Here is a 24,790-nt window from a genome sequence, read left to right as displayed (position 1 = left end):
AGGTGTCCCCCAAGTGAAGTCGATCATCATCGCGGAGAATGTCAGCAAGAAGTTCCATCAGCGGGTGCGCCAGAGCGGTTTCGTCGGCGCCCTGCGCGGCTTCGTCGCTCCCGTGACGCGGCCAATCTGCGCGGTAGAGGAGATTTCCTTCAGCATCCAGGCCGGGGAGGCCGTCGGCTATCTGGGTCCCAACGGTGCCGGCAAGTCGACGATGATCAAGATGCTGACCGGCATCCTGACGCCTTCCGCGGGTTCCGTGAGGGTGCTCGGCCGGCAGCCTCACCAGGAACGGGTCGCCAACGCATTCGAGATCGGCGTCGTCTTCGGGCAGCGCACGCAGCTCTGGTGGGACCTGCCGCTTGTCGACAGTTTCGAGCTGCATCGGCGGATGTACCGTGTCCCGGATGCCGTCTTCGGGAGGAATCTCGCCGAGCTGACGGGGATGATGGGATTGACGACCTTCATCGAGCGTCCGGTGCGGCAGCTCAGCCTCGGCCAACGGATGCGGGCCGAGATCGCCATGGCGCTGATGCACGATCCGAAGATCCTGTTCCTCGACGAGCCGACGATCGGCCTCGATGTCGTGGCCAAGGATGTCGTGCGCAAGTTTCTCGCGCGCATCAATCGCGAGCGTGGCACGACCATCATCCTGACGACGCACGACCTGCAGGATATCGAGGAGATCTGCCCGCGGCTGATCATGGTGGACGAGGGGCGGCTGTTGTTCGACGGCTCGCTTTCGGCGTTGCGCGTGTCCTTCGGGGCGCGGCGCAGGCTCACGCTGGAATTTGCCGGCGAACCGGGGGATGTGCGGGTTTCCGGGGCGGAGCCTGCTGGTGGAGAGGGGCTTGTCCGGGAATTCCTGCTGGAGGACGACGGGCGGTCGCTGGTGCAGATCATGACCGCCCTGCAGGCCGACGCTGACCTGCGAGACGTCCGGCTCCATGAACCGGGGATAGAAGAGGTCATCCGCAACCACTATCAATCCCGGGTGCCGGCATGAGCGCGCTGCTTGCCCTCATGTTGGCGTCGTTCCGGACCGAGGCGATGCATCGTCTGCAGACCTTCGTGATGATCCTCGGGGGGCTGGTCGAGGTGTTCGCGCGGATTTCGATCTGGAAGGCCGTCTATGGCGGCCGGGCGGATGTCGACGGCGTTTCGCTGGACCAGATGATCGCCTATGCGCTCATCGGCGGCACGCTCCTGTCCAGCTGGGATTCGACGGCCGTCGTCCGCGATGTCGGTGCGACGATCAGAACCGGCGCCATCGCCAGCACCCTGCTGCGGCCGGCGAGCTATCCGCTCATGCTGCTTGCCCAGCAGCTTGGGGCGCGCCTTTTCAGTATGATGGCGGTTTCCCTGCCGGTGATCCTGGTCATGGGCCTGCTCTATGGGCTCGAGGCTCCCGCGAGCGTGCCGCACGGCGTCCTGTTCATCTTCTATCTTGCCCTGTCCACCCTGATCCTGATGTTGACAGGCATCATCGTCGGACTGCTCGCCTTCTGGGTTTTGGATGCGCACGCGCTGGAATGGCTCCTGCGTGGACTGCTTGCCGTGCTGTCCGGCGGGCTCGTGCCCCTGTGGTTCTTTCCGGCGGGGCTTGCCGGGATCGCGCATGCGTTGCCGTTTTCGTGGATTACCTACCAGCCGATGGCGGTCTATCTCGGCAGGCTGGATTTCGGCGCGTCGCTGGCCCAGCTTCTCATCGGGGTCGTCTGGCTGTGCATACTGGGCGGAATCGCGACCCTCCTCTGGTCGCGCGCCTGCCGCCTGGTCGTCGTTCAAGGGGGGTGAAGCATGCGCGAGACCTTGTCACTCATGCTCTATCTGGTTCGCCTGCGCATCCGGACGCGGCTGGAGTTCCGTGCGAGCCTGATCATCGCATGGATCGCGCAGGCCTTCGGTTATGCCAGCGTCTTCATGTCCGTCTGGATCATTCTCGCCCGCTTCCGGCAGCTCGGCGGCTGGTCATGGCCGGAAATGGCCCTGCTGCTCGGCTTCCATACACTCGGTTATGCGCTTGGAGCCTGTTTCACCTTCGTGCAATTGCGGCGCATGGAGGAACTGGTGCATAGCGGCGAATTCGACGCCCTGCTGGTCCGGCCCGTCAACCCCTGGGCTTTCCTGGTGTTTTCCGGCTTCAACATCGAATATGGCGGACATATCGCGCTTGGCTTCGGCCTGATCGTCTGGGCTCTTCCGCAGGCCGGAATCGTCTGGAGCCTGCCGGTCGTCCTGCAGCTGGTGGCCAGTCTTGCAAGCGCGGCGATGATCACCGCCTCGGTCGTCACCGTCATCGGGGCGTGCGCGCTGGTGCTCGGCCGGGCGCGTTATCTGTTCGGCATCTATTTCGACTTCTGGGAGCTTTCGCGTTATCCCGCCTCCATTTTCGCTCCCTCCCTCCAGCTTGCGCTGGTGACGGTCATCCCGCTCGGTTACATGGCCTATGTCCCCGTGGCGGCGCTGCTCGGCCGGCCGGTGCCCTATCTCGGTTCCGGCGCGGTCGCGGCATCGCTCGCCGCCGGCCCCGTTTGCGTGCTGGTCGCGATAACCTTCTGGCGCTTCTGCCTGCGGCGCTACCAGGGAGCCGGCGGCTGATCGCCGAAACCTCGATCACCGTCCCCCTTTCGCAAATGCGAAAAAGCATGTATTAGGCGCCCCAACGAAATATGGCGCTTCCTCCCAGCTATCGCGCCGCAGCCTCAGAGATCTTGAATATGGCACTTCGCAACATCGCGATCATCGCGCACGTTGACCATGGGAAAACGACCCTTGTCGACGAGCTCCTGAAACAGTCGGGGTCGTTCCGCGACAACCAGCGCGTCATGGAACGCGTGATGGATTCGAACGACATCGAAAAGGAACGCGGCATCACCATTCTCGCCAAGGCGACGTCGATCGAGTGGAAGGACACCCGCATCAATATCGTGGATACGCCCGGCCACGCCGACTTCGGCGGCGAGGTGGAGCGCATCCTTTCGATGGTGGACGGCGCGATCGTGCTGGTCGATGCCGCCGAAGGCCCGATGCCGCAGACCAAGTTCGTCGTCGGCAAGGCGCTCAAGGTCGGTCTTCGGCCGATCGTCGCCATCAACAAGATCGACCGCCCGGACGCCCGCGCCGAGGAAGTCGTGAACGAGGTCTTCGACCTCTTCGCGGCGCTCGACGCCACCGACGAGCAGCTCGATTTCCCGATCCTTTACGGTTCCGGCCGCGCCGGCTGGATGAACCATGATCCCGCCGGCCCGAGCGACGAAGGCCTGGCGCCGCTGCTCGACCTCGTCGTCAAGCACGTACCGGAGCCGAAAGTCGAGGAAGGCCCGTTCCGCATGATCGGCACGATCCTCGAAGCGAACAACTTCCTCGGCCGCATCATCACCGGCCGCATCGCTTCCGGCACGATCAAGCCGAACCAGGCGGTCAAGGTGCTCGGCCAGGACGGCAAGCTCATCGAGCAGGGCCGTATTTCCAAGATCCTCGCCTTCCGCGGCATCGAGCGGCAGCCGATCGAGGAAGCGCATGCGGGCGACATCGTCGCCATCGCCGGTCTCTCCAAGGGCACGGTCGCCGATACCTTCTGCGATCCCGCCGTCACCGAGGCGATGAAGGCCCAGCCGATCGATCCCCCGACCGTCACCATGACCTTCATCGTCAACGACAGCCCGCTGGCGGGCACGGAAGGCGACAAGGTGACGAGCCGCGTCATCCGCGACCGCCTTTTCAAGGAAGCCGAGGGCAATGTCGCGCTGAAGATCGAGGAAAGCCCGGACAAGGATTCCTTCTTCGTCTCCGGCCGCGGCGAATTGCAGCTTGCGGTTCTCATCGAGAACATGCGCCGCGAAGGTTTCGAACTCGCCGTCTCGCGCCCGCGCGTCGTCATGCACAAGGACGAGACCGGCCAGCTCCTGGAGCCGGTCGAGGAAGTGGTGATCGACGTCGACGAAGAACATTCCGGCGTCGTCGTGCAGAAGATGTCCGAGCGCAAGGCCGAGATGGTGGAGCTTCGTCCTTCCGGCGGCAATCGTGTCCGTCTCGTCTTCTATGCGCCGACCCGCGGCCTGATCGGCTACCAGTCCGAACTTCTGACCGACACGCGCGGCACGGCGATCATGAACCGCCTGTTCCACAGCTACCAGCCGTACAAGGGCGAGATCGGCGGCCGCGTCAACGGCGTGTTGCTGGCCAACGAAGCGGGGGAGGCCGTGGCCTATGCATTGTTCAACCTGGAAGACCGCGGCCCGATGATCATCGACGCCGGCGAGAAGGTCTATATGGGCATGATCATCGGCATCCACAGCCGCGACAACGACCTTGAAGTCAATGTCCTCAAGGGCAAGAAGCTCACCAACATCCGCGCCGCCGGCAAGGATGAAGCGGTGAAGCTGACGCCGCCGATCAGGATGACGCTCGAACGGGCCCTTTCCTGGATTCAGGACGACGAACTCGTCGAGGTCACACCGAAATCGATCCGGCTCCGCAAGATGTATCTCGATCCGAACGAGCGCAAGCGCTACGAAAAATCCAAGATCGCCTGATTTCAAGACCTCATTTCAAGCCCCTCCGAACCCCGGCAGCGATGCCGGGGTTTTTTCTGTGCCTTGGTATCGGCAAGACTTGTGGCAAAGGTTAAAAACACGTTAACGTCGCGTCAGTCGTCCACATGAGAAGTCTGTGGGCAAATTCGTCTTACCCCTTATGGCGTAATGGCGGATGGGCCACGGCAGGACTTAAAGTAGCGTTATGAAAACGTTGTCGATCGATGTCCGGCGGGCGGAACCTGAAGACGCCCGAGCCATCTCGGAAGCGCACCGCGAGGCGTGGAGCCAGGCCTATGCCGGGCTCATTCCCCACCGGCCGCTGACGCAGATGCTCGAGCGCCGTGGCGAGGTCTGGTGGCGCAAGGCCACGCGCGGGCCCGCAACGCTTCTCGTTCTCGATGTTGCCGGCGAGGTCGCGGGTTACGCCACGATCGGCCTCAATCGCGCCCGCGCCCTGCCGTATGACGGCGAGGTCTACGAAATCTATCTCCGACCCGAATTCCAGGGTATCGGGCTGGGGCGGCGCCTGTTCGGCGAAAGCCGGCGGCTGCTGAAATCGCTCGGCTGCGAAGGGCTCGTCGTCTGGTGCCTGGAGGACAGCGAGCATGCGACGCGTTTCTTCCGCCGGCACGGTGGCGCGGATGTCGCCGAGGGCATGGAGGATTTCGACGGCACGCAGCTCAAGAAGATCGGCTTCGTCTGGCCTTGAAGTCAGCGGGCCTTCGGGCTCCGTTATTTGAGCTGCTCCTGATCTTGCAGCCATGGCCGAAGGTTAACATTCCTCCCAAAGCCTTGTTGCTTTGCAGCATGATTCCCGCTATCGACGCATAACCTTTGTCGAACCTGACCCGAGGAAAAGAATGCGTATCGATGCGATTTCCGTTGGCAAGAACCCGCCAGAAGATGTCAACGTCATTGTCGAGGTGCCGGTCGGCGGCCAGCCGATCAAGTACGAAATGGACAAGGAAGCCGGTGCGCTTGTCGTCGATCGCTTCCTCTACACGCCGATGACCTATCCGGGTAACTACGGTTTCGTGCCGCACACGCTGTCGGAAGACGGCGACCCGATCGACGTCCTCATCTGCAACACGCGCCCGCTGGTGCCGGGCTGCGTCATCAACGTCCGTCCCATCGGCGTGATGGTCATGGAAGACGACGGCGGCAAGGACGAGAAGATCATCGCCGTTCCGGTGCCGAAGCTGACGCGCCGCTACGACAAGATCGTCAACTATTCCGATCTGCCGGAAATCACGCTGAAGCAGATCGAGCACTTCTTCGAGCACTACAAGGATCTGGAGCCCGGCAAGTGGGTGAAGATCGGCGGCTGGCAGGATGTCAACGTCGCCAAGAAGCTCATCCTCGAAGCGGTCGAGCGCTACAACGCGCAGAAGTAAGCGATCAGGCCTGCACGGCCTTCCTGAGTTTTTCTTCCAGATCCTCCGGATCGCCTTCGATCCGGAGGATTTTTTTGCGCGACGTTTCGCCGGAGACGATCGAGATGGAGGATTTGGGCAGCCGCATCGTCCCGGCAATCAACAGGATCAGCGCCTTGTTGGCCTTGCCGTCCTCGGGAACCGCCGTGACGCGGGCTTTCAGGAAGCTCTCGCCATCGGCAGCCGTTTCGATACCGTCGACGGCATTCCGGCCCGCGTTGGGCATCAGCCGGACTGTCAGCCGCAAATGATCGGAATGCCTGCTGTAGGGGGCGCTCACGCGAACAGCGGATAGATCGACGTCCACATCAGCGAACGGACGAAGAAGATGATCAGGAGCAGGATCACCGGGGAGATGTCGATGCCGCCGAGATCCGGCATGAAGCGACGGATGGGTCGGAGCACCGGCTCGGTCACGTTGTAGAGGAAACGGCCGACCGCATCCACGAACTGGTTTCGCGAATTGATGACGTTGAAGGCATAGAGCCATGAGAAGATGGCGCTGGCGATCAGCACCCATGTGTAGAGGTTCAAGGCCAAATCGATGGTCTGAAACAGGGCGAGCATTCACGTCTCCATGTCGTTGTCGCACAAACTATTGTTTGCGCCAATTCGTGTCAATTCCCATTTTCTCATTGTTTTCATTGATGAATTTTTTTTGCGCCGTGCGAGATAACAGGCGCGAAACCGCATCCATTCACGAAATGAGGAAACGGCTCCTAACCCACGGAAATAGCATCCGAGGAGTTAACAGATGACCGCAATCGTTGCCGATGTAGGAACGAAACCCGGGACTTCCAAGTGGGGCCGCCCGATTGCGCCCGCGGGATCGTTCCTCAGGTGTCGGCCGGTGAGGCGGGCGCCGTTGCAGGACCTTCGTTCTCGCCGTGCTTTTCGGGGACGTTGCCGTTGCGCTCGGCCCTGTCGCGGTGCAATGCGGCGCGCGCAAGCAGCATGAAGGTGATGGGGGTCGTGACCGTCACGAAAATGCCGATCAGGATCTCATGCAGGACCGGGCGCGACGATGCGACCGAGAAGAAGATCATCGATGCCAGCATGACGCCGCCGATTCCCCAGCTGGTGCCGAGGGTCGGGGCATGGATACGTTCGTAGAAAGTCGGCAGTCTCAGGAAGCCGATCGCGCCGATCAGCGCCAGCGCCGCGCCGACGAGCAGGAAAAACGCAACGGCGATCGCGGCCCAGAGGGGAATGTCTGCGGCGAGCTGGGTCATTCGATGACCTCCCCGCGCATGAGGAATTTGGCGAGAGCGACCGTCGCCACGAAGCCCAGCATGCCGATCACCAGCGCGGCCTCGAAATATATCACCCGCCCCGTGCCGATGCCGAAGGTGACGAGCAGCAGCATGGCGTTGATGTAAAGCGTGTCGAGGCCGATGATCCGGTCCTGCGCGCGCGGGCCGCGGAACATGCGTATGGACGCGATGGCCATTGCCGCCGCAAGCATCAACTGGGCGAGGGAGACGGCGGTGAAGACAATGATGGCGCTCATTCGAATATCTCCATCAGAAGCTTCTCGTATCGGTTCTTGATCATCTCGATCCACTGGCCTTCGTCGATCACGTCGAGCACATGCAGCAGCACCGTACGGTCGTGGGAGTCGTATTCCAGCCAGGCCGAGCCGGGCGTGCTGGTGAGGATGACGGCAAGAAACGCAAGCCCGGTGCGGTCCTCGATTTCCAGCGGTACGGTCAGGAAGCTCGACATATGCCCCTTGGGACGCCCCATCAGGATGACCGAGGCGACGCCCAGATTGGAACGGACGATATCGAAAAGGACGATGCCGAGCAGTTTTGGCAGCAGATACCATTTCCTCAGTTTCGGTTTGTCCGGGCGAAGCGAAGCCATGGCCCAGGACGCGAAAACCGCAACGACGCTGCCCAGGACGAAGTGGCCGAGGGTGAAACCGTTGAGAAGCAGCCACATGAGGATCAGCGAGAATGTGAGGAGCGGGTAGGGCAGCATGTCAGTTCGCCTCCCCGCCGGCGCCTGCGGCATCGGCTTGTCCCCCGTCGACCGGCGTGTTCCTCACCGCATCGATATAGATCGCCGGGTTGCTCAGGGTGCGGATGGTCGTATCCATGTACTGCATGGCCGGTTCGGCACGCACCGTCAGCAGGAGCGTCAGCGCCAGCAGGAACATGACGGGCACGATTTCTATGACGAGCACGCGCGGGACCGTTCCCTCGATCGAACTCCAGAAGGTTCGGATGCCGGCGCGGGTCATCGAGATCAGCGCCGCGACGCCAGAGAGGATCACCAGCACGATCAGCGTCCAGACAGCCGCAGTCGGCGGCACGCCGATCGCGCCCGTTCCCATCATCGCCGAGAGCATGGCGAACTTGGCGACGAAGCCGGAAAGCGGCGGCAGGCCGGAAAGCAGGATGCCGCAGGCGGCGAAACAGGTGCCGAGGATCGCCATCGTGCCGGGCATGGTCACGCCGTCCCCCTCTTCCTGCTCATCTTCCTCCGCGTCGCCATAGGCTTCCATCGTGACGGCCAGCACGTTGGCGCCCGCATCCTGGCCGCGTTCGACAAGTTCGATCAGCATGAAGAAGGCGCTGATCGTCAGCGTGGAACTGACCAGATAAAGGAGCGCGCCGGAGGAAATGGCGCCGTCATTGATGCCGAGCACCATCAGCAGCGTTCCCGACGAGACCAGGACGGAGAAGCCGGCGAGGCGGCCGAGCGCCTGGGAGGCGAGCACGCCGATGGTTCCGAAGATCAGGGTAGCGATGCCGCCATAGAGCAATACGCTCGATCCGAAACCGGCCGAGGGCCCCTCTCCGAAAAGCAGCATGGTGAGGCGAAGGATGACATAGATCCCGAGCTTGCTCAGGATCGCGAAGATGCCGGCGACCGGGGCCGATGCGGCGCTGTAGGCCGTCGGCAGCCAGAAGCAGAGCGGCCACATGCCGGCCTTGATGAGGAAGGCGATGCCCAGCACGCCCGCGCCGGCCTCCATCAGCATGAGCCGATCCGGCTCGATGTCGGGGATGCGGGCTGCGAGATCGGCCATGTTGAGCGTGCCGGTCGTGCCGTAGATCAGGCTGACGCCGATCAGGAAAAGAAGGGCGGCTGCGAGGTTGACGGCGATATAGTGCATGCCCGCCTTGACGCGCAACGGACCGGAGCCGTGCAACAGCAGCCCGTAGGAGGCGGCAAGCATCACCTCGAAAAAGACGAAGAGGTTGAACAGGTCCCCGGTCAGGAAAGCACCGTTCACGCCCATCAGCAGGAGCTGGAACATGGTGTGGAAATGCGCTCCGACCGTATGCCAGCGCGCGAGCGAATAGATCAGCGCCGCGATGGCAAGCAGCGTCGTCAGCAGCAGCATCAAGGCGGAAAGCCCGTCGAGCACGAGAACGATGCCGAAGGGAGCGGCCCAGTTGCCGAGAAGGTATACCCCGTCGAAATCGTTCGGGCTCGTTTCGATCCGGAACAGGATCAGCGAAATCCCGACGAGAAGAAGCGTGGAAGCAAGGCTGATCATCGCCTTTGCGACGCGCTGGCGCTCGTCGATGAAAAGAAGCAGCGCGGCCGCGGCCAGAGGCAGCAGGATCGGCGCGATGATGAGGTGATGCATCCAGCCGGTCATTTCGGTTCGCTCCTGCCGTCGACATGGTCCGTGCCCGTCAACCCGCGGGAGGCGAGCAGCACGACGAGAAACAGGGCGGTGGTGGCGAAGCCGATGACGATCGCGGTCAGGACAAGCGCCTGGGGAACCGGATCGGCGAGCGCTGAAATGGCAGTGTCGTCGGAAAGGATCGGCGGGACGTTTGTTTTCACGCCGCCGACGCCGAAGATGAAGAGGTTGACAGCGTAGGAGAGCAGCGAAAGCCCGATGATGACCTGGTACGTGCGGGGGCGAAGGATGAGCCATACGCCGCAGCTCGTCATGACGCCGATGGCTATGGACAGGATGATCTCCATCAGGCCTCCTTCGTCTTTTCGGCTTCGATCGCTCGCAGGCGATTGATGCGGATGGACTGATGCGCCAGCGCGACGAGGATGAGGACCGTCGAGCCCACCACGAGGGAGAAGACGCCGAGATCGAAGAGCAGCGCCGTCGCGGCGGGCATCTTCCCGATCAGCGGCAGCTCGATGTACTGGAAATGCGAGGTGAGGAACGGATAGCCGAAGAACCATGCGCCGAGGCCGGTAGCCGCCGCGGTCAGCAGGCCCGCGCCCATCCAGCGAAGCGGCAGGATGCGGATACGGTCCTCGGCCCAGCGCGTGCCGCCGGCCAGATATTGCAGTAGGAAGGCGATCGAAAGCGTCAGGCCCGCCGAGAAGCCGCCGCCCGGCAGATCGTGGCCGCGCAGGAAGATGTAGATGGCGAAGGTGATGATGACCGGGAACAGCCATTGCATGATGACCGAAGGCACCAGCAGATAGTCGCGCACGGTATCGCCCTCGGACCGCTCCGGGCGTTCTTCATCGAAGCGGTTCTGGATCTGCTGCTGTTCCGGCATGTCCATGCTGTCGGGGGCAGGCCGGAAACGTCGCAGCAGGGCAAAGACGGTCAGGGCCACGACACCGAGAACGGCGATCTCGCCCAACGTGTCGAAGCCGCGGAAATCGACGAGAATGACGTTGACGACATTGCGCCCGCCGCCTTCGGAATAGGCGTTTTCGAGGAAGTAGTTGGCGATCGCATCGGGCACGGGCATGGTCATCACGGCATAGGAGACGAATGTCATGCCGATGCCGCAGACGACGGCAAGCGCAAGATCGCGGAAACGGCGGAAGCGCGCGCGCAACGTGATCTTCTCGTCTATCGCCTCCGTCCGCTTCGGCAGCCAGCGCAATCCGAGGAGGATGAGGACCGTCGTCACGATCTCGACGAGGAGCTGGGTGATCGCGAGATCCGGCGCCGAGAGCCACACGAAGGAAACGCAGACGACGAGGCCGACGCCGCCGAGCGTCACCAGCGCTGCAAGCCGGTGGTATTTTGCCAGATAGGCCGTGCCGAGCGCGAGGCAGATGCCGAGCAGCCAGATCGATGCGAAGGTGGGGTCGACACCCGAGAACACGAAGGGGCGGGTCTCGAAGCCGGATAGATAAAGGGGCAGGAGCCCGGCGAGGAAGCCTGTCGCGACGACCCAGCGAAGCTGCGGCTGGAGATTGCGGGTGCCGATCCGCTGCTCGGCCAGTCGCGCCCAACGCCAGGACACTTCCACGAGGATGCGCTCGAATATGCGCTGGCCCTTCAGCCGGCGCAGGAGAGGCGGTCCGTCGTCGCAGGTCGCAAGATAATCCTTGAGGACGAAATACAGCGCGGCCCCACCGACAAGGGCGGTGAAGCTCATCATCAGCGGCAGGTTGAAACCGTGCCAGACGGCGAGGCTGTATTCCGGCGTATCCGCCCCGAGCACGCTGACGACGGCCATATGGAGAAACGGCCCGATCGAGATGGCGGGGATGATGCCGACGATGAGGCAGATGATGACGAGGAATTCGATCGGGAAGCGCATCCAGTGCGGCGGTTCGTGCGGCTTCTCCTTCGATAGGTCGGACGGCGGCGGGCCGAAGAACACCGTATGGATGAACCGCAGCGAATAGGTCACGCTGAAAGCGCTGGCCAGCGTCGCGACATAGGGCAGGATGCGGTCGAGGATCGAATCCGCATGGGTCTCCACCGCTTCGGCGAAGAACATCTCCTTCGACAGGAAGCCGTTCAGCAGGGGCACGCCCGCCATTGCGGCGCTGGCGACCATGGCCAGCGTGCCGGTGATCGGCAGGAAGCGGAATAGCCCGCTCAGCCTTCGCATGTCGCGCGTGCCCGCCTCGTGGTCGATGATGCCAGCGGCCATGAAGAGGGATGCCTTGAACGTCGCATGGTTCAGCATGTGGAAGATCGCCGCCACGGTGGCGAGCGGGCTTCCCAGGCTCAGCAGCGTGGTGATCAGGCCGAGGTGGCTGATCGTCGAATAGGCGAGCAGGCCCTTGAGGTCCTGCTGGAACATGGCGAAGTAGGCGCCGAGCAGAAGCGTGATGATCCCGGCGGCGCCGACGATCCAGAACCATTCATAGGTGCCCGCCAGCGCCGGCCAGAGGCGCGCCAGAAGGAAAACGCCTGCCTTGACCATGGTGGCGGAGTGGAGGAAGGCAGAGACGGGCGTCGGCGCCGCCATGGCATTCGGCAGCCAGAAATGAAAGGGAAACTGGGCGCTCTTGGTCAGCGCCCCGAGCAGCACGAAAATCAACGCGGGCAGGTAGAGCGAATGGCCGCGGATGACATCGCCCGACGCCAGTATCTTGTCGAGATCGTAGCTGCCGACGATGTTGCCGAGGAGAAGCAGTCCGATCAGCAGGCAGAAACCGCCGATCCCGGTAATCGTCAACGCCATGCGGGCGCCGTCGCGCGCGGCGGCGGTGTTGTGCCAGTAGCTGATCAGCAGAAAGGAAAAGATGCTGGTCAGCTCCCAGAAAACCGACAGCAGGATGACGTTGCCGGAAAGGACGATGCCGAGCATCGCTCCCATGAACGCCAGCAGGAACGAGAAGAACCGCGGGACCGGATCGTCCTCGGACATGTAATAGCGGGCGTAGACGACCACGAGGAAGCCGATACCGGTGATCAGCACGGAGAACATCCATGCAAAACCGTCCATCCTCAGCGTGAAGTCGAGGCCGAGCTGGGGAACCCATTCCGCGTGGAAGCGGAGGATTTCGCCGCCGGAGACGCCCGGATAAGCGGCGAAGACGATCAGCAGGCATGACAGCGCGGTCGCGCCCGCAACCCAGGAGGGCAGGACCCTGGAGGCGGTATTCAGCAGAAAGACGGAAATCAGGCTTCCGAGGAACGGCAGGACAAGCAGGATTAAGAGAAAATATGGTCCCAACGTTATCCCAATGTCCCGACCCCTTGCATGCCCTGGCCCGTGATCTGCCGGAATGGTCTTCCGAACACCCCTAGCAAGCCGATCAAAAATGCCATATATGGAAGATATTGACCAATATGGGCAGTATGCGACGATGGGTCAAGCCAATAAGCCCAAGATATTGACACCTGCGCTGTGTCGGGCGGCTCGCGGTTTTCTGGACTGGACGCAGACGGAGCTGGCCGACAGGTCCGGCGTGTCGCGCAGTACGATACGCGATTACGAGGGGGACCGGCACGACGTGCACCGCGCGACCGAGGCCCAGTTGCGCCTCGCCTTCGAAAACGGCGGGTTGTCCTTCGTCTGCGTCGAAGGCGATAACATCGCCGTCTGTCCGAGGAAGGCGGAGCCATCCTCCTAGAGCGTCCTTTGTGCGTCCTTTGGGACGCACAAAGGACGCTCTAACCTATTGAATCTACGCATCGGCCCGAAAATCGATCCCGATTTTCGGGCCGATGCGTAGGTTGTGGAGCGTGGATGATGCGTGATCAGACCTCGGGACGCTGGTGCCGGCAGGGCGCTGACAGAGGGTAAAACAGCTCGAAATGCAATTCCATGTTGACAGGCACATGGACATTGGCGAACTAGCGGGAGATGCCGCGTCAGGCTTCATCCGGGCCATGTCCGGCGGTGACGGGCGCAATGCCGGTTTTCGGCTCTGCTGAAAGTTGTTACCTCATGTCCATTTCCGCCTCGGGCGATCGGTTCGCCGCCTTCCGGCACTCGTCCTACACGCGTTTCTTTTTTGCCCGGTTTCTTTCCGCCTTTTCGATCCAGATCATCAGCGTCTCGGTCGGCTGGCAGATGTACGACGAGACGCGCAATCCGCTCTATCTCGGCCTGATCGGGCTTTTCCAGTTCCTGCCGTCCCTGCTCCTGATCCTGGTCACCGGCGCGGTCGCGGACCGATATAACCGCCGTGCGATCGTGGCTGTCTGCATGGTGGTCGGAGCCCTGTGCGCCAGCGCGCTGCTCGCCCTGACGATCGCGAATTCCTTCACGCCCTGGCTGGTCTTCTCGATCCTGATCGTCTTCGGCATCGAGCGGGCTTTCATGGGGCCGGCCGTCCAGTCGCTCGGGCCGAACCTCGTCCCGGAGCAGGACCTGCCGAATGCCGTGGCATGGAACTCGTCCTCGTGGCAGACGGCTGCGATTCTCGGCCCCGTGGTGGGCGGCCTGCTTTATGGTGTCGGCCCGGTCACCGCCTACGTGGTCGCCTTCGCCTTCCAGGTGCTTGCCGGTCTTCTCGTCTTCATGATCCCGAAACCGGCCCAGCGGACCGCCGCGCGCAATGTCGGCTGGAGCCAGATGCTGGCCGGTTTCCGCTTCATCTTCAGCGAGAAGGTGGTGCTCGGAGCGATCTCCCTCGACCTGTTCGCGGTGCTTCTGGGCGGGGCGGTGGCGCTGATGCCGATCTATGCCCGCGATATCCTGGAACTCGGCCCTTGGGGCCTTGGCATGCTGCGCGCGGCACCCGGTGTCGGTGCGATCATCGTGGCGGTCTATCTCGCCTTCCATCCGATCCGGCATCAGGCGGGGTCCGTATTGTTCATCGGCGTCGGGCTCTTCGGCATCGGCACGCTGATCTTCGGCATTTCCGTGACGCCGTGGCTTTCCATCTCGGCGCTGATGCTCATGGGCGCGTCCGACATGCTTTCCGTCTATGTGCGGGAGACGCTGATCGCGCTCTGGACGCCGGACGAGGTGCGCGGCCGGGTGAACGCCGTCAACATGGTTTTCGTCGGGGCGTCGAACGAGCTTGGCGAATTCCGCGCCGGCACCATGGCCTCGATCTTCGGCGCCGTACCGGCGGTGGTCATCGGCGGCATCGGCACGCTGGCGGTGGCGGTCATCTGGTCGCTCGGTTTTCCGAAGCTGCGCAGGATCGACAGCCTCGAAGCGCCGACGCGATAGAGTGGTGAGGAAACCCGGTCGGCGGGGCGCTTAGCCCCCCTGAAGGATCGGCCGGCGCGCCGGCTGGTTCTCAGCTTCCGCGGCGCCGGAAGGTCCGAAGACGATATCGAGGAAATTCCAGAGCCATTCCTTCAGCGGCGGATCGAAGATCATCCGGCCTTCCAGGTGCTCGCGGCCCTTCTGCGCATTCGGCATGATGAAGCGGTGTTCGCCGTGCACGACCCAGCGCTGCATCATGGCGCGCGTCAGTTCCGCGTGGAACTGCAGGCCCCAGGCGTTGTCGCCGTATCGGATGGCCTGGTTCGGATATGCGTCGCCCTCGGCGAGCAGCTGCACGCCGCGCGGCGTGTCGAAACCTTCCCGGTGGAAATGGTAGACCATCTTCGGCCAGTGCATCAGCAGCCGGCCATGCTCGGTCGGGCGCAGGGGATACCAGCCTATCTCGGTCAGGCCGTCCCTGTCCGGCGCAACGGAGCCACCCAGGTGCCGCACCATCATCTGCGCACCGAGGCAGATGCCGAGATAAGGCTTGTTTTCCTTGAGCGGCACACCGATCCAGTCGATCTCCGTTTTGACGAACGGCTCGGGATCGTTGGCGCTCATCGGCCCGCCGAAGACCACCGCGCCTGAATGACCGGCCATGGTGCCAGGCAGGGGGTCGTCCAGCACGGGGCGGCGGATATCGAGGGGAAATCCCTTGTCGATGAGCATCTGGCCGACGCGGCCGGGGGAGGAGCGCTCCTGATGGAGCACGATCAGCACGGGGAGCCTGCCGGTGGGGCGGGAAGGAAGCATCAGCATCTTATTTCCTCAGTCTCCTCCCTGATCTCCTCCCGTTGAACGTGCGGCCGCCTGCTGGCGCTGCAGAACCCTGTCGCGCGCCGAGACGCCCAGAAGATCGGCAATCCTCCAGATCACATGATCTTCGATCTCGTTGCGCTGGCCGTCCGCATAGACGATATCCCACAGGATGCCGAGAAGCTCGATACGATCCTCTTCGTCGACGAGATGCCGTCTAAGATCGGAAGTAAACCGGTAATAGTCAACCGCCTCGCTGCCGGCCTGATGGCCTGCCTCGATCAAGGCCTTCAACCGTTCCTCGCTGAGATCGTAGCGTTCCCGCAGCAGGTCGCGGAATTTCCGCTGTTCCTTCTCGGAGAGGTTGCCGTCAGCCTCCATGACCTGGAAACAGAGCGCGACGAAGGCGACACGCGGATCGTCGGGCGCGAATTCGCTGGAATGGTGCGATGATGTGAGGTTGTGGAGAAAGGCCTGAATGCGTTCCAACATCTATATCCAGGCCCTCGCCTTTCTAGAAAAGCCGGAGCCTCGTTGCGGGCTGCGCGGCATGGGGATCTTTCACACCCGGATCATCCGGTGGACGACCGTAAAAGGGAACCGGCTCCTGCTCACTTTCCGGCGATTTTTCGGTCTTCGGCGCCACATTCGCCCCGTCTGGTGTTTTTGCTGCAACAGCTAAATCCGGTACGGGCGGTTTGGCGGATGGAGGAACCGGGACGACGATCGCCGTGGATGGCTCTCCCGTCCTGGCCGGCCGCGTGACCGGGGGCAGGTTGGTGATCGCCTCTTCCGCAGCCAGCGACCCTTCCTCGACCGGCCCCTCCAGCTGGCCGAAGGGCGCCTTCCATTCGAAGGCATCGAGCCTGCCGGTGACCGGCGAAACGGGAAGCCATTTTTCGGAAACGAAGCCGTCGGCGACCCAGGCCGGGTCGCGCGGCGCGCGGAGGGCCTGCGCCATCCAGTGGCGGACGCGGCCCTGATCTCCGGTCTCGGCCTCTTCGATATCGGCGAGAAGAAGATAGGCCGCCTCGCGGGATTCCATGCGCGCGGCGGCTTCCGCCTTGGCGCGTGCTTTTCTGAATTCCTGCGTATCGAGCGCCGCTTGGGCGACGGCGAGCAGCGATTCGACATTGTTCGGCCGCAGGGCTTCCAGCTTTTCGGCACGCTTCAGCCGGTCGACCGTGCTGTCGCCGCTGCGGGCCCTGACATAGGCTCCGGCGATTTCCGGATGCGGTCCCAGTTTCCAGATGCTTTCCAGGATCGATGCAGCCTTGCGGATATTGTCCTCACGCAGCCAGGCCTTGGCGGCGATGACGGCGGCAGGGACCAGATCCTTGGCAAGCTTCAGTGCGGCCATCGCGTCATCGCGGGCGCCTTTCGGGTCGCCTTCCAGCCGATCACCCGCCTTGGCGGTCAGGAGCACGGCTTTCAGGCGGTCGGCCTCGGCCTTGTCGATGACATTCGCCATGCGCTGCTGGTCCAGAAGCCGGATCGCATCGTCCCAGCGGCCCGACTGGCTGCGGGATTCGAGCGTCGCCTGGGCGGCCCAGGGCAGGTAGGGCGCGTGTTCGACGGCCTTTTCGGCATATTGCCGCGCAGCCTCGTTGGCGCCGAGCCGGCGCGCCTCCATGTAAAGGCCGCGCAGGCCGAGCTCCCGCGTCTCCGGGTCCTCGGCCATCTGCTCGAATTTCCGGCGCGCATCGTCATGCTTGCCTTCGATGAGCGACGCCTGGGCTTCGAGCAGGTGGATCAGCGGCTCCTGATCGGCGCTCAGGAGACCACGGGTGCGGACGCTCATCTTGCGGGCCAGCAGGGCGTTGCCCGCGCCGGCGGCGATGAGGCCGGTCGAGAGCGCCTGGTAGCCGCGGTCGCGCTTGCGGGCGCGGAAATAGCGGCGGACGGAATAGGGAGAGGTCCAGACCACGCCGACGATCCACCAGAGGATCATCACGACGGCGACGAGCGCGACCACCATCGTGGCCGCGACCATGATGCTCGTCTCGATCAGGTGATCCTGCCAGGTGATGGAGATCAGGCCGGGGCGATCGGCAAGCCAGGAAAAACCCCAGCCAAGAGCCAGCACGACGAGAAGGAAAATGAAAAGTCTGATCATCCTGTTTGCCCGTCCTCAGCCTTGAGTGCCGGCGACGGCGCGTGTCAGCGTTCCGCCCACGAGATTTTCCACCTGAATGCGGGCATCGAGCTTCTGCCTGAAGTCGCGTGAAACGGCTTTTGCGGTTTCCGGCAGCGTATCCCATTCGCGCGCGGAAGCCTGAAGGTCGCCGTTGCGCAGGCCTTCCTCAAGGCGGGCGACGATCGCTTCCGGTGTTTCGCCCTCCACGTCGCCGACGCGCCGCACCTTCACCACCGCCATGGCGGAGGACAGAAGCCGGTCGACAAGGCCCTGATTGGGGTCCTGGGGAACGGCGGCTTCCAATATCGCATCGGCGATGCGCGGAAATTCGCGTTGAAGTTCGGCGCGGGAAGGCACGCCGCTTGCCGCGAACTTCTGCAGATCCGCGACCGCGGGATCGTCGTTCGCAACGCTGGCGAAGGTCTGGAGCTCGGTCTGGAAAGGTCCGCCGCGGTCGATCGCGGCCTTCAGGGAGGCGGCTGCCACGGCGCGTGCGACCTGTTGTTCCGGACCTCGCTCGTTGAGCCTCGCCTCCGCCGCATCGACGCGTCCTTCAAGCTGGACGGCGTTGCCCGCCGTCGACTCGACGGCGGATCGAAGCAGGGCGACATCGTCCTTGAGAGCGGCAAGCGTCCGCTCGCCAGCGCCGTTCGGCTCCCCGGCAGAGGCTTCAAGCGCCGCGACGCGGCTGGCGAGTGCGGTGTCCTGCGCCGGCGGGGCCGGCCGGCCCTTCAATGCGGCGACTTCCTGGCGGAGTGCGGTGATCTCGGAAGAGAGGGCGGTCGTATCCACCGCCGGTGCGCGGGATGCACCCGGCAGGTAGCCGGCATATTGCATGCTGCCGGCGAGCGCCAGGGCCACGATGCCGCCGAAAATGCCGGACGCGACGAGTGTCGATGTGGCGGGGCCGGTCCGCTCGCGCGGCGCTGCCGCCGGCTCCGGTTCGGGGGCGACGTTTGCGGGTTCCGGCTGCTTCCCGGCCTCGGCTTCGTCGTCGAAGGGCGGCGCGTCGGTGGCGGCAGGCTCGGCGGCCGCTTCGCCCGCGATGCCGGCTCCTGCCGGCTCTTCCGCATCCGTCGGTACTTCCGCGGCCGCTTCAGCCGGCGTCACCGGTTCGTCGATGTCGTTGCTGCGGACGGGTTCGGCAACGACGTCCGATTCCTCGACCCTGAGGTCTATGGTGACCGGTTCTTTTTCTACCTTTGATCGGCGGGGTGGTTTTTCCGATACCATCTCGACCTCTTTTTGCATGCGCTCACAGGAAACTAGTCGGTGGGTGGGTGGAAGAAAAGGGGCGGGCGGGATTTTGCCGCCGCCCCTCGACTAAAGGAGAGCGAAAAGCCCGTCTTCGTCAGGATGACCGGCGATCTTGATATTTCTGTGAAATTCATCCGGAACGGCATTGGCCACATTGTCGCTGAGGCAAAGCATGAGCGTGGCCGCCAGGGCTTCTGCGTGCGGCGCGGAGAGATCGAAGAAGAGCTGTGCGTTCTTGCGGGAATAGAGAAGGACCGCATCGGCCTTCGGGTCGAGCAATGCGGCGCGGATGGCGTTCCCGTCATGGGCGACAGGCGACATTTCATAGATTTCCGCCGTCACGAAAGGGAGGTTCCGGGCCCGCAATCCCTCCTCGAACCCCGGCGAGCGCGGTTTGCCGGCGAGATAGAGAAGAGGGGCCGCGAGCGACGCGGTGTGGCTTGCAATAAGTTTGGCGAGTTCGGCGCCGGTGCCGGTGCCGGTGCGGATATTCCGGAAACCGGCCGCTGCGGCCGCCTTTGCCGTCGCATCCCCGACGGCATAAAGCGTCTCTTCGAGATAGGGCGCGAGCTGGTCGCCCAGGGAGGAAAGCACACGGCCGGCTTCGGCGCTGGTCAGGGCAAGCGCCGCGTGGGGTTTCCTGAGCGCGTCCCTGGCTGTCTCCGGGTGATGCACAGCCCTGGAAACAGGCAGCAGGACCGGGTGATGGCCGAGGCGCTCCAGCCGGTCCGCCGTGCGCCGGGCCGAAGGCTCGGGGCGGGTGACGACGACCCGCACGGCCCTACGCCCAGCTTTCGAAGAAGTCCGCACCGGCGGCGGCGCGCACCGCGTCGCCCGCCCTGCGGCCCAGCATTTCGGCGTGTTCGCGGCGGCCTTCCATCTCGACGGAATGTTCCTTCCGCCCATCCGGTGTCAGGATCAGGCCCGAAAATTCGATATGTTCCCCTTCGCAGACGGCATAGCCGGCTATCGGTGTGCGACAGGACCCGTCCAGCGCGGCCAGAAAGGCACGTTCGCAGGAGACGGCGTCGTGGGTCGGCCGGTGGTCGATCGGCTCCAGCAGGGTCCCGATGCGGGCATCTCCGATGCGGCTTTCGACGCAGATCGCGCCCTGTGCGGGGGCTGGCGGAAAATCGGCCGGGTCGAGCAGCTCGGTAACGACGTCCTCCCTGGAAAGACGCTTCAGGCCGGCATAGGCGAGCAGGGTCGCATCCGCCTGACCTTCGGCAAGCTTGCGCAACCGCGTATCGACGAGGCCGCGGAAGGTGATGACGGTGATATCCGGCCGGATGCGGCGGATCAGCGCCTGGCGCCGAAGCGAGGAGGAGCCGACGGTCGCGCCGTCGGGAAGTGCCGTCAGCGTCGGCGCCGTGCGGCCAATGAACGCATCGCGGAAATCCTCGCGCGGCAGGTAGGCCGCAAGGTGCAGGCCGTCGGGCAATCTGGTGGGCATATCCTTCGAGGAATGCACGGCGAAATCGAGATCGCCGGAGAGGAGCTGTTCCTCCAGTTCCTGGGTGAAGAGGCCCTTGCCGCCGAGTTCCGCCAGCGGCCGATCGTTGATCCGGTCTCCGGTCGTCGACAGCACGACGATCTCGAACGCGTCCTCCCCCAGGCCATGCGCCGCCATGAGCCGATCGCGCGTTTCGTACGCCTGGGCAAGCGCCAGCGGGCTGCTTCGCGTGCCGATCCGGAAAGGTTTTGTTTGCATCCGCGTCATTCCATTGTTACCGGAAGCTCTCGTAAACCTCTTTCATCCACCTCGCAATCAACGATAGGGGCCAGTTCTCGGGATGGCGACCTTTCTTCGCATCCTCGGCATCGAAACAAGCTGCGACGAAACGGCCGCGGCGGTGGTCGCGCGCCATGAGGACGGCCGGGGGGAAATCCTTTCCGACGTGGTGCTGTCCCAGCTCGACGAGCACAGCGCCTATGGCGGCGTCGTGCCGGAGATCGCGGCGCGCGCCCATGTGGAAGCGCTGGACGGGCTTGTCGAGGAGGCGCTCCAGCGTTCCGGGGTTTCGCTTGACGAGATCGATGCGGTGGCGGCGACGTCGGGGCCTGGCCTGATCGGCGGCCTGATCGTCGGGCTGATGACGGCCAAGGCGATCGCACGCGCCGCCGGCAAGCCGCTCATCGCCGTCAATCACCTCGAAGGCCATGCGCTGACGGCGCGGCTGACGGACGGGCTTTCCTTCCCCTACCTGATGCTGCTCGTGTCCGGCGGGCATACGCAGCTCGTGCTGGTGCGCGGCGTCGGCGAATACGAACGCTGGGGCACGACGATCGACGACGCGCTGGGCGAGGCCTTCGACAAGACGGCGAAACTGCTCGGCTTGCCCTATCCCGGCGGGCCGGCCGTGGAAAAGGCAGCCCAGGGCGGCAATCCGGACCGTTTCTCCTTTCCGAGGCCGCTGGTCGGCGAGGCGCGGCTCGACTTCTCCTTCTCTGGCCTCAAGACTGCCGTGCGGCAGGCCGCGACCGGGATCGCGCCCCTGAGCGAACAGGATGTCGCCGATATCTGCGCCTCCTTCCAGAAGGCGATTTCCCGCACGCTGCGGGATCGCATCGGTCGCGGGCTGGCTCGCTTCAGACAGGAATTCGGGCATCTCGACGTCGATCCGTCGCTGGTGGTCGCGGGCGGCGTCGCCGCCAACCAGGAAATCCGCCGCACGCTGCAGGCGCTCTGCATCGAGAACGGTTTCCGCTTCATCGCGCCGCCGCTGAGGCTCTGCACCGACAATGCCGCGATGATCGCCTGGGCCGGCCTCGAGCGGCTTGCCGAGGATTTCCCGGCCGATACGCTCGATGTCGCGCCGCGCTCGCGCTGGCCGCTGGACAGGGAGGCCCAGGCCCTGCTCGGTTCCGGCAAGCGGGGTGCCAAGGCATGAGCGGCCAGGAACGCATCGTCGTCATCGGGGCAGGGGCTTTCGGAACTGCGCTTGCGGCCGTGATCACGCTGGACGGCAGGTTTCCCGTCACGCTGATCGGCCGCGACCCGGAGCTGATGAGCGACCTGCGGGAGGATCGCGTGCATGACGCGGCCCTGCCCGGCGTGCCGCTTCCCGATGCGCTGGAGTTTTCCGCCGAGCCGGATGCGATCGGCGAGGCGAGCGTCGTGCTTTTCGCCATGCCCTCGCAGGCGCACACGGATGCCGCGCGGCATTATGGCCCCTATCTTGCCAGGGACGCGGTGGTCGTCACCTGCGCCAAGGGCATAGACAAGTCCTCGGGCCGGCTGCTGATGCAGGTGCTGGAAGCGGAACTGCCGCATCACCCGATCGCGGTCCTGTCCGGTCCCGGCTTCGCGGCCGACATCGCGCGCGGCCTGCCGACCGCCATGGTGATCGCCGCCGAGGATCAGGCGCTTTCGGAGCGGCTCGCCAACATGCTGTCCGGCCGCACCTTCCGGCTCTATGCCTCGACCGACCGGATCGGCGTGCAGCTCGGCGGCGCGCTCAAGAACGTGCTGGCGATCGCCTGCGGCATCATCGAAGGGGCGGGGCTCGGCGATTCCGCCCGTGCGGCACTGATCGCGCGCGGGCTTGCCGAAATGTCGCGGCTTGTCGGGGCGATGGGCGGCAAGGCCGATACCGTGCGCGGGCTTTCGGGGCTCGGAGACCTGGTGCTGACCGGTACGAGCCATCAATCCCGCAATCTCCGGTTCGGCATCGCGCTCGGCAAGGGCGAGCCGGCGGGGACGATCGGCGGGCCGCTGGTCGAAGGCGTTCATGCGGCGTCGGTCGCCGCCCGGCTGGGGACCCGGTTTTCCGTCGAACTGCCCGTGACCGATGCGGTGGCGGCGATCGTCGACGGAAAGCTCGATATCATGACGGCCATGGAGCAGCTCATGACCCGGCCGATCAAGACGGAATAATAGTTCTTTTGTCGACCGCGCATCTTGTCCGAAAACCGCTTCGCATTTTTCGGGATGCGCTCTTAGGAGAAAACCGATGCTGTTTGCCTTCGTCTGCGCCGATAAGCCCGGCCATCTGAACGTCCGGATGGACACCCGCCCGGCTCATCTGGAGCACCTGAACAAGCTCAATGCCGACGGCACGCTGAAATTTGCCGGCCCCTTCCTCGATGATGAAGGCAAGCCGAACGGCAGTCTGGTCGTCGTGGAGGCGGCGGACCTGGCGGCGGCGCGCGCGCTTGCCGAGGCCGATCCCTACTATCTGGCCGGGCTTTTCGAGACGGTCGAGGTCAAGCACTGGAACTGGGTTTTCAACAAGCCGGAGTGAGGGCGACCGATGGCGTACTGGCTTTACAAATCCGAGCCCTCGTCCTGGTCCTGGGAACAGCAGAAGGCGGCCGGGAGCAAGGGCACGGAATGGACCGGCGTGCGCAACTACCTCGCGCGCAACAACATGCGGGCGATGAAGATCGGCGACAAGGGTTTCTTCTACCACTCGAACGAGGGGCTGGAGATCGTCGGCATCGTAGAGGTCTCGGCGCTGTCGCATCCCGATTCGACCGCCAAGGACGATCCCAGATGGGATTGCGTCGATATCCGCGCGGCCATGGACATGCCGAAGCCGGTGACGCTGAAGGACATCAAGTCCAATCCGAAATTCGAGAAGATGTCGCTGGTGACGTCGATGCGGCTTTCGGTGCAGCCGGTGACGGACGAGGAATATTTCGAGATCTGCCGGCTCGGCGGTCTCGACAATCCCCCGAAGTCGCCGGACTGAGACTTGAAGACCGATCCCAGGACCTTCATCCTCCAGAACACCGGCATGATGAGCCCGCCGCATGTGCCCGAGGTCCGGCTGCATCTGGCAAGCGAGGCGCATGAGCTCTGGCTGAAGACGGAGGAGGATCTGGAAGAGATCGGCCTGCCGCCGCCTTTCTGGGCTTTTGCCTGGGCCGGCGGGCAGGGGCTGGCGCGCTATATTCTCGATCATCCGGAAACGGTAGCCGGCAAAAGAGTCTTGGATTTCGCCAGCGGCTCGGGGCTGGTGGCGATCGCGGCGAAACTGGCCGGAGCGGCGGACGTGCTGGCTGCCGATATCGATCCGTGGACGGAAACGGCGGTCGGCCTGAACGCGGCGGAGAACGGCGTGGAAATCCGCTTTACCGGAAAAAACCTGATCGGCGAGGCGGTTGAGGCGGACGTGTTGCTTGCCGGCGATGTCTTCTATGATCGCGATTTCGCCGCAGAGCTTGTTCCGTGGTTCACACGGCTGGCCGGGGAGGGGAGGCCGGTGCTGGTCGGCGATCCGGGGCGAAGCTACCTGCCGAAGGAGCGGCTCGAACAGCTTGCAGTCTATGAGGTGCCGGTCACCCGGGCGCTGGAGGACAGCGAGGTGAAGCGGACGACCGTCTGGCGGTTCGGGTAGGCGTTCCGTTCTGTCCGGCGGCCGAACGCAGGAGGCAGACAGGTGTTTCCTTGCCCGAGGGCTTTCCCAACATTTTCGCCCACGCGCAGTCTTCTGCCGTGGTTTTTCAAAGAGCAGTCCGGAGAGGCGCACGCGAATGCGAAACCTCATTGGATTTTGTATAAGGTGGCTCCGCATTCGCGTGGCCTTCGGCGTCTTGTCAGGGCTTCCGGCCCCTACAGGTGATCACCTCGCCTCGCTGCATGGCTTCGTTCGCGGTCTCCTTTCGGGAAACCTTGCCACTTGGACGGCTCAACCGAACCGGGCATGGCTGCCCGGGGGAGGCTTGATAGGGAGAAGTCCGGTTTCCCGTTCCGCTCCCATGGCTTTCACCTCTTCCACCGTCCCCGCACGTTACGGTTCCGATGGAAGCGCCGGCCTCCGCCTGCCCGCGAACGTCTCGCGAAACACTCCGGCGACGGAAGCG

27 protein-coding genes are annotated in these 24,790 nt (G+C 63.9%); 13 read left to right on the top strand and 14 right to left on the bottom strand.

Annotated features, from left to right (window positions below; translation table 11 throughout):
• The first annotated feature begins 13 nt into the window (after positions 1-13).
• The 6 genes from ACFFP0_RS30475 (at position 14) to ppa (ending at position 5,932) form a co-directional block, all read left to right on the top strand.
• Positions 14-1,003 carry an ABC transporter ATP-binding protein gene (locus tag ACFFP0_RS30475; protein WP_377265988.1) on the top strand — a complete coding sequence of 330 codons (990 nt, stop codon included), beginning with the start codon at positions 14-16 and terminating at the stop codon, positions 1,001-1,003.
• Complete coding sequence (locus ACFFP0_RS30470; protein ID WP_377265987.1) at positions 1,000-1,794, top strand: ABC transporter permease; 795 nt, start codon at positions 1,000-1,002, stop codon at positions 1,792-1,794. The genes ACFFP0_RS30475 and ACFFP0_RS30470 overlap by 4 nt, the downstream gene beginning before the upstream one ends.
• A gap of 3 nt (positions 1,795-1,797) precedes the next feature.
• Positions 1,798-2,598, top strand: coding sequence for an ABC transporter permease (locus tag ACFFP0_RS30465; protein ID WP_377265986.1), 801 nt, complete (start codon positions 1,798-1,800; stop codon positions 2,596-2,598).
• 119 nt (positions 2,599-2,717) lie between these two features.
• Positions 2,718-4,535 carry a translational GTPase TypA gene (typA, locus tag ACFFP0_RS30460; protein ID WP_377265985.1) on the top strand — a complete coding sequence of 606 codons (1,818 nt, stop codon included), beginning with the start codon at positions 2,718-2,720 and terminating at the stop codon, positions 4,533-4,535.
• 205 nt (positions 4,536-4,740) lie between these two features.
• Positions 4,741-5,247: a GNAT family N-acetyltransferase gene (locus ACFFP0_RS30455; protein WP_377265984.1), complete on the top strand. Its 507-nt coding sequence runs from the start codon at positions 4,741-4,743 to the stop codon at positions 5,245-5,247.
• 151 nt (positions 5,248-5,398) lie between these two features.
• Entirely contained in the window at positions 5,399-5,932 is a 534-nt protein-coding gene (gene ppa, locus ACFFP0_RS30450) for an inorganic diphosphatase (RefSeq protein ID WP_377265983.1), read from the top strand.
• 4 nt (positions 5,933-5,936) lie between these two features.
• On the opposite strand, the gene ACFFP0_RS30445 is transcribed toward ppa, so the two are convergent.
• The 8 genes from ACFFP0_RS30445 to ACFFP0_RS30410 form a co-directional block, all read right to left on the bottom strand.
• A complete protein-coding gene (locus tag ACFFP0_RS30445) occupies positions 5,937-6,251 on the bottom strand; it encodes a DUF167 domain-containing protein (RefSeq protein ID WP_377265982.1) in 315 nt (104 codons plus the stop codon).
• Positions 6,248-6,538, bottom strand: coding sequence for a YggT family protein (locus tag ACFFP0_RS30440; RefSeq protein WP_377265981.1), 291 nt, complete (start codon positions 6,536-6,538; stop codon positions 6,248-6,250). Before ACFFP0_RS30440 ends, ACFFP0_RS30445 begins: the two co-directional genes overlap by 4 nt.
• 269 nt (positions 6,539-6,807) lie before the next feature.
• Complete coding sequence (mnhG, locus tag ACFFP0_RS30435; protein ID WP_377265980.1) at positions 6,808-7,203, bottom strand: monovalent cation/H(+) antiporter subunit G; 396 nt, start codon at positions 7,201-7,203, stop codon at positions 6,808-6,810.
• Positions 7,200-7,481 carry a K+/H+ antiporter subunit F gene (locus tag ACFFP0_RS30430; protein ID WP_377265979.1) on the bottom strand — a complete coding sequence of 94 codons (282 nt, stop codon included), beginning with the start codon at positions 7,479-7,481 and terminating at the stop codon, positions 7,200-7,202. The genes mnhG and ACFFP0_RS30430 overlap by 4 nt, the downstream gene beginning before the upstream one ends.
• The gene (locus ACFFP0_RS30425) at positions 7,478-7,954 is read right to left on the bottom strand and encodes a Na+/H+ antiporter subunit E (RefSeq protein ID WP_377265978.1); all 477 of its coding nucleotides are present in this window, start codon (positions 7,952-7,954) and stop codon (positions 7,478-7,480) included. Before ACFFP0_RS30425 ends, ACFFP0_RS30430 begins: the two co-directional genes overlap by 4 nt.
• 1 nt (position 7,955) lies before the next feature.
• The gene (locus ACFFP0_RS30420; RefSeq protein ID WP_377265977.1) at positions 7,956-9,587 is read right to left on the bottom strand and encodes a monovalent cation/H+ antiporter subunit D; all 1,632 of its coding nucleotides are present in this window, start codon (positions 9,585-9,587) and stop codon (positions 7,956-7,958) included.
• Positions 9,584-9,922, bottom strand: coding sequence for a Na+/H+ antiporter subunit C (locus ACFFP0_RS30415; RefSeq protein WP_377265976.1), 339 nt, complete (start codon positions 9,920-9,922; stop codon positions 9,584-9,586). The genes ACFFP0_RS30420 and ACFFP0_RS30415 overlap by 4 nt, the downstream gene beginning before the upstream one ends.
• On the bottom strand, positions 9,922-12,843 hold the full coding sequence (locus ACFFP0_RS30410; protein WP_377265997.1) for a monovalent cation/H+ antiporter subunit A: 2,922 nt from the start codon (positions 12,841-12,843) through the stop codon (positions 9,922-9,924). The genes ACFFP0_RS30415 and ACFFP0_RS30410 overlap by 1 nt, the downstream gene beginning before the upstream one ends.
• Before the next feature lie 82 nt (positions 12,844-12,925).
• On the opposite strand from ACFFP0_RS30410, the gene ACFFP0_RS30405 reads away from it, so the two are divergent.
• Positions 12,926-13,237 carry a helix-turn-helix domain-containing protein gene (locus tag ACFFP0_RS30405; protein ID WP_377265975.1) on the top strand — a complete coding sequence of 104 codons (312 nt, stop codon included), beginning with the start codon at positions 12,926-12,928 and terminating at the stop codon, positions 13,235-13,237.
• A 317-nt stretch (positions 13,238-13,554) separates the two neighbouring features.
• Positions 13,555-14,790 (top strand): MFS transporter, encoded by a 1,236-nt coding sequence (locus ACFFP0_RS30400; RefSeq protein ID WP_377265974.1) that lies wholly within the window; start codon positions 13,555-13,557, stop codon positions 14,788-14,790.
• 30 nt (positions 14,791-14,820) lie between these two features.
• On the opposite strand, the gene ACFFP0_RS30395 is transcribed toward ACFFP0_RS30400, so the two are convergent.
• The 6 genes from ACFFP0_RS30395 to hemC all read right to left on the bottom strand — a co-directional run bounded on the left by ACFFP0_RS30395 (position 14,821) and on the right by hemC (position 20,693).
• Positions 14,821-15,591 carry a glutamine amidotransferase gene (locus tag ACFFP0_RS30395; protein WP_377265973.1) on the bottom strand — a complete coding sequence of 257 codons (771 nt, stop codon included), beginning with the start codon at positions 15,589-15,591 and terminating at the stop codon, positions 14,821-14,823.
• A gap of 9 nt (positions 15,592-15,600) precedes the next feature.
• Positions 15,601-16,080, bottom strand: a complete 480-nt coding sequence (locus ACFFP0_RS30390) for a tellurite resistance TerB family protein (RefSeq protein WP_377265972.1) — start codon at positions 16,078-16,080, stop codon at positions 15,601-15,603.
• A 22-nt stretch (positions 16,081-16,102) separates the two neighbouring features.
• The gene (locus tag ACFFP0_RS30385; protein WP_377265971.1) at positions 16,103-17,704 is read right to left on the bottom strand and encodes a heme biosynthesis protein HemY; all 1,602 of its coding nucleotides are present in this window, start codon (positions 17,702-17,704) and stop codon (positions 16,103-16,105) included.
• A gap of 15 nt (positions 17,705-17,719) precedes the next feature.
• Positions 17,720-18,958, bottom strand: coding sequence for a COG4223 family protein (locus ACFFP0_RS30380; RefSeq protein WP_377265970.1), 1,239 nt, complete (start codon positions 18,956-18,958; stop codon positions 17,720-17,722).
• Positions 18,959-19,048: 90 nt separating this feature from the next.
• The gene (locus ACFFP0_RS30375) at positions 19,049-19,759 is read right to left on the bottom strand and encodes a uroporphyrinogen-III synthase (RefSeq protein WP_377265969.1); all 711 of its coding nucleotides are present in this window, start codon (positions 19,757-19,759) and stop codon (positions 19,049-19,051) included.
• Between the two features lie 4 nt (positions 19,760-19,763).
• Positions 19,764-20,693: a hydroxymethylbilane synthase gene (gene hemC, locus ACFFP0_RS30370; RefSeq protein WP_377265968.1), complete on the bottom strand. Its 930-nt coding sequence runs from the start codon at positions 20,691-20,693 to the stop codon at positions 19,764-19,766.
• Positions 20,694-20,775: 82 nt separating this feature from the next.
• Here hemC and tsaD point away from each other — a divergent pair, with 82 nt between their 5' ends.
• From tsaD to ACFFP0_RS30345, 5 genes are all read left to right on the top strand, one after another.
• Entirely contained in the window at positions 20,776-21,873 is a 1,098-nt protein-coding gene (tsaD, locus tag ACFFP0_RS30365; RefSeq protein WP_377265967.1) for a tRNA (adenosine(37)-N6)-threonylcarbamoyltransferase complex transferase subunit TsaD, read from the top strand.
• Positions 21,870-22,859, top strand: coding sequence for an NAD(P)H-dependent glycerol-3-phosphate dehydrogenase (locus ACFFP0_RS30360; RefSeq protein ID WP_377265966.1), 990 nt, complete (start codon positions 21,870-21,872; stop codon positions 22,857-22,859). The genes tsaD and ACFFP0_RS30360 overlap by 4 nt, the downstream gene beginning before the upstream one ends.
• Before the next feature lie 76 nt (positions 22,860-22,935).
• Positions 22,936-23,226 carry a YciI-like protein gene (locus ACFFP0_RS30355; protein WP_377265965.1) on the top strand — a complete coding sequence of 97 codons (291 nt, stop codon included), beginning with the start codon at positions 22,936-22,938 and terminating at the stop codon, positions 23,224-23,226.
• Between the two features lie 9 nt (positions 23,227-23,235).
• Positions 23,236-23,676, top strand: coding sequence for an EVE domain-containing protein (locus ACFFP0_RS30350; RefSeq protein ID WP_377265963.1), 441 nt, complete (start codon positions 23,236-23,238; stop codon positions 23,674-23,676).
• Between the two features lie 3 nt (positions 23,677-23,679).
• Complete coding sequence (locus ACFFP0_RS30345) at positions 23,680-24,324, top strand: class I SAM-dependent methyltransferase (RefSeq protein WP_377265962.1); 645 nt, start codon at positions 23,680-23,682, stop codon at positions 24,322-24,324.
• The last annotated feature ends 466 nt before the right edge of the window (positions 24,325-24,790 follow it).

The sequence above is a fragment of the Neorhizobium puerariae genome (assembly GCF_042429745.1).
GTDB classification, from domain to species: Bacteria; Pseudomonadota; Alphaproteobacteria; order Rhizobiales; family Rhizobiaceae; genus Neorhizobium; species Neorhizobium puerariae.
Note: the sequence above shows the minus strand (reverse complement) of the source record. Positions and strands in the feature narration are given on the sequence as shown.

Bases quoted from the DNA above. Each gene is read 5' to 3' on its own strand.
- ACFFP0_RS30405 (WP_377265975.1), top strand. From the start codon at position 12,926: ATGCCATATATGGAAGATATTGACCAATATGGGCAGTATGCGACGATG.
- ppa (WP_377265983.1), top strand. From the start codon at position 5,399: ATGCGTATCGATGCGATTTCCGTTGGCAAGAACCCGCCAGAAGATGTC.
- ACFFP0_RS30430 (WP_377265979.1), bottom strand. From the start codon at position 7,481: ATGAGCGCCATCATTGTCTTCACCGCCGTCTCCCTCGCCCAGTTGATG.
- ACFFP0_RS30425 (WP_377265978.1), bottom strand. From the start codon at position 7,954: ATGCTGCCCTACCCGCTCCTCACATTCTCGCTGATCCTCATGTGGCTG.
- ACFFP0_RS30415 (WP_377265976.1), bottom strand. From the start codon at position 9,922: ATGGAGATCATCCTGTCCATAGCCATCGGCGTCATGACGAGCTGCGGC.
- ACFFP0_RS30400 (WP_377265974.1), top strand. From the start codon at position 13,555: ATGTCCATTTCCGCCTCGGGCGATCGGTTCGCCGCCTTCCGGCACTCG.
- typA (WP_377265985.1), top strand. From the start codon at position 2,718: ATGGCACTTCGCAACATCGCGATCATCGCGCACGTTGACCATGGGAAA.
- ACFFP0_RS30350 (WP_377265963.1), top strand. From the start codon at position 23,236: ATGGCGTACTGGCTTTACAAATCCGAGCCCTCGTCCTGGTCCTGGGAA.
- ACFFP0_RS30355 (WP_377265965.1), top strand. From the start codon at position 22,936: ATGCTGTTTGCCTTCGTCTGCGCCGATAAGCCCGGCCATCTGAACGTC.
- ACFFP0_RS30470 (WP_377265987.1), top strand. From the start codon at position 1,000: ATGAGCGCGCTGCTTGCCCTCATGTTGGCGTCGTTCCGGACCGAGGCG.
- ACFFP0_RS30360 (WP_377265966.1), top strand. From the start codon at position 21,870: ATGAGCGGCCAGGAACGCATCGTCGTCATCGGGGCAGGGGCTTTCGGA.
- ACFFP0_RS30465 (WP_377265986.1), top strand. From the start codon at position 1,798: ATGCGCGAGACCTTGTCACTCATGCTCTATCTGGTTCGCCTGCGCATC.
- ACFFP0_RS30390 (WP_377265972.1), bottom strand. From the start codon at position 16,080: ATGTTGGAACGCATTCAGGCCTTTCTCCACAACCTCACATCATCGCAC.
- hemC (WP_377265968.1), bottom strand. From the start codon at position 20,693: ATGCAAACAAAACCTTTCCGGATCGGCACGCGAAGCAGCCCGCTGGCG.
- mnhG (WP_377265980.1), bottom strand. From the start codon at position 7,203: ATGACCCAGCTCGCCGCAGACATTCCCCTCTGGGCCGCGATCGCCGTT.
- ACFFP0_RS30420 (WP_377265977.1), bottom strand. From the start codon at position 9,587: ATGACCGGCTGGATGCATCACCTCATCATCGCGCCGATCCTGCTGCCT.
- ACFFP0_RS30385 (WP_377265971.1), bottom strand. From the start codon at position 17,704: ATGATCAGACTTTTCATTTTCCTTCTCGTCGTGCTGGCTCTTGGCTGG.
- ACFFP0_RS30440 (WP_377265981.1), bottom strand. From the start codon at position 6,538: ATGCTCGCCCTGTTTCAGACCATCGATTTGGCCTTGAACCTCTACACA.
- ACFFP0_RS30380 (WP_377265970.1), bottom strand. From the start codon at position 18,958: ATGGTATCGGAAAAACCACCCCGCCGATCAAAGGTAGAAAAAGAACCG.
- ACFFP0_RS30455 (WP_377265984.1), top strand. From the start codon at position 4,741: ATGAAAACGTTGTCGATCGATGTCCGGCGGGCGGAACCTGAAGACGCC.
- ACFFP0_RS30395 (WP_377265973.1), bottom strand. From the start codon at position 15,591: ATGCTGATGCTTCCTTCCCGCCCCACCGGCAGGCTCCCCGTGCTGATC.
- tsaD (WP_377265967.1), top strand. From the start codon at position 20,776: ATGGCGACCTTTCTTCGCATCCTCGGCATCGAAACAAGCTGCGACGAA.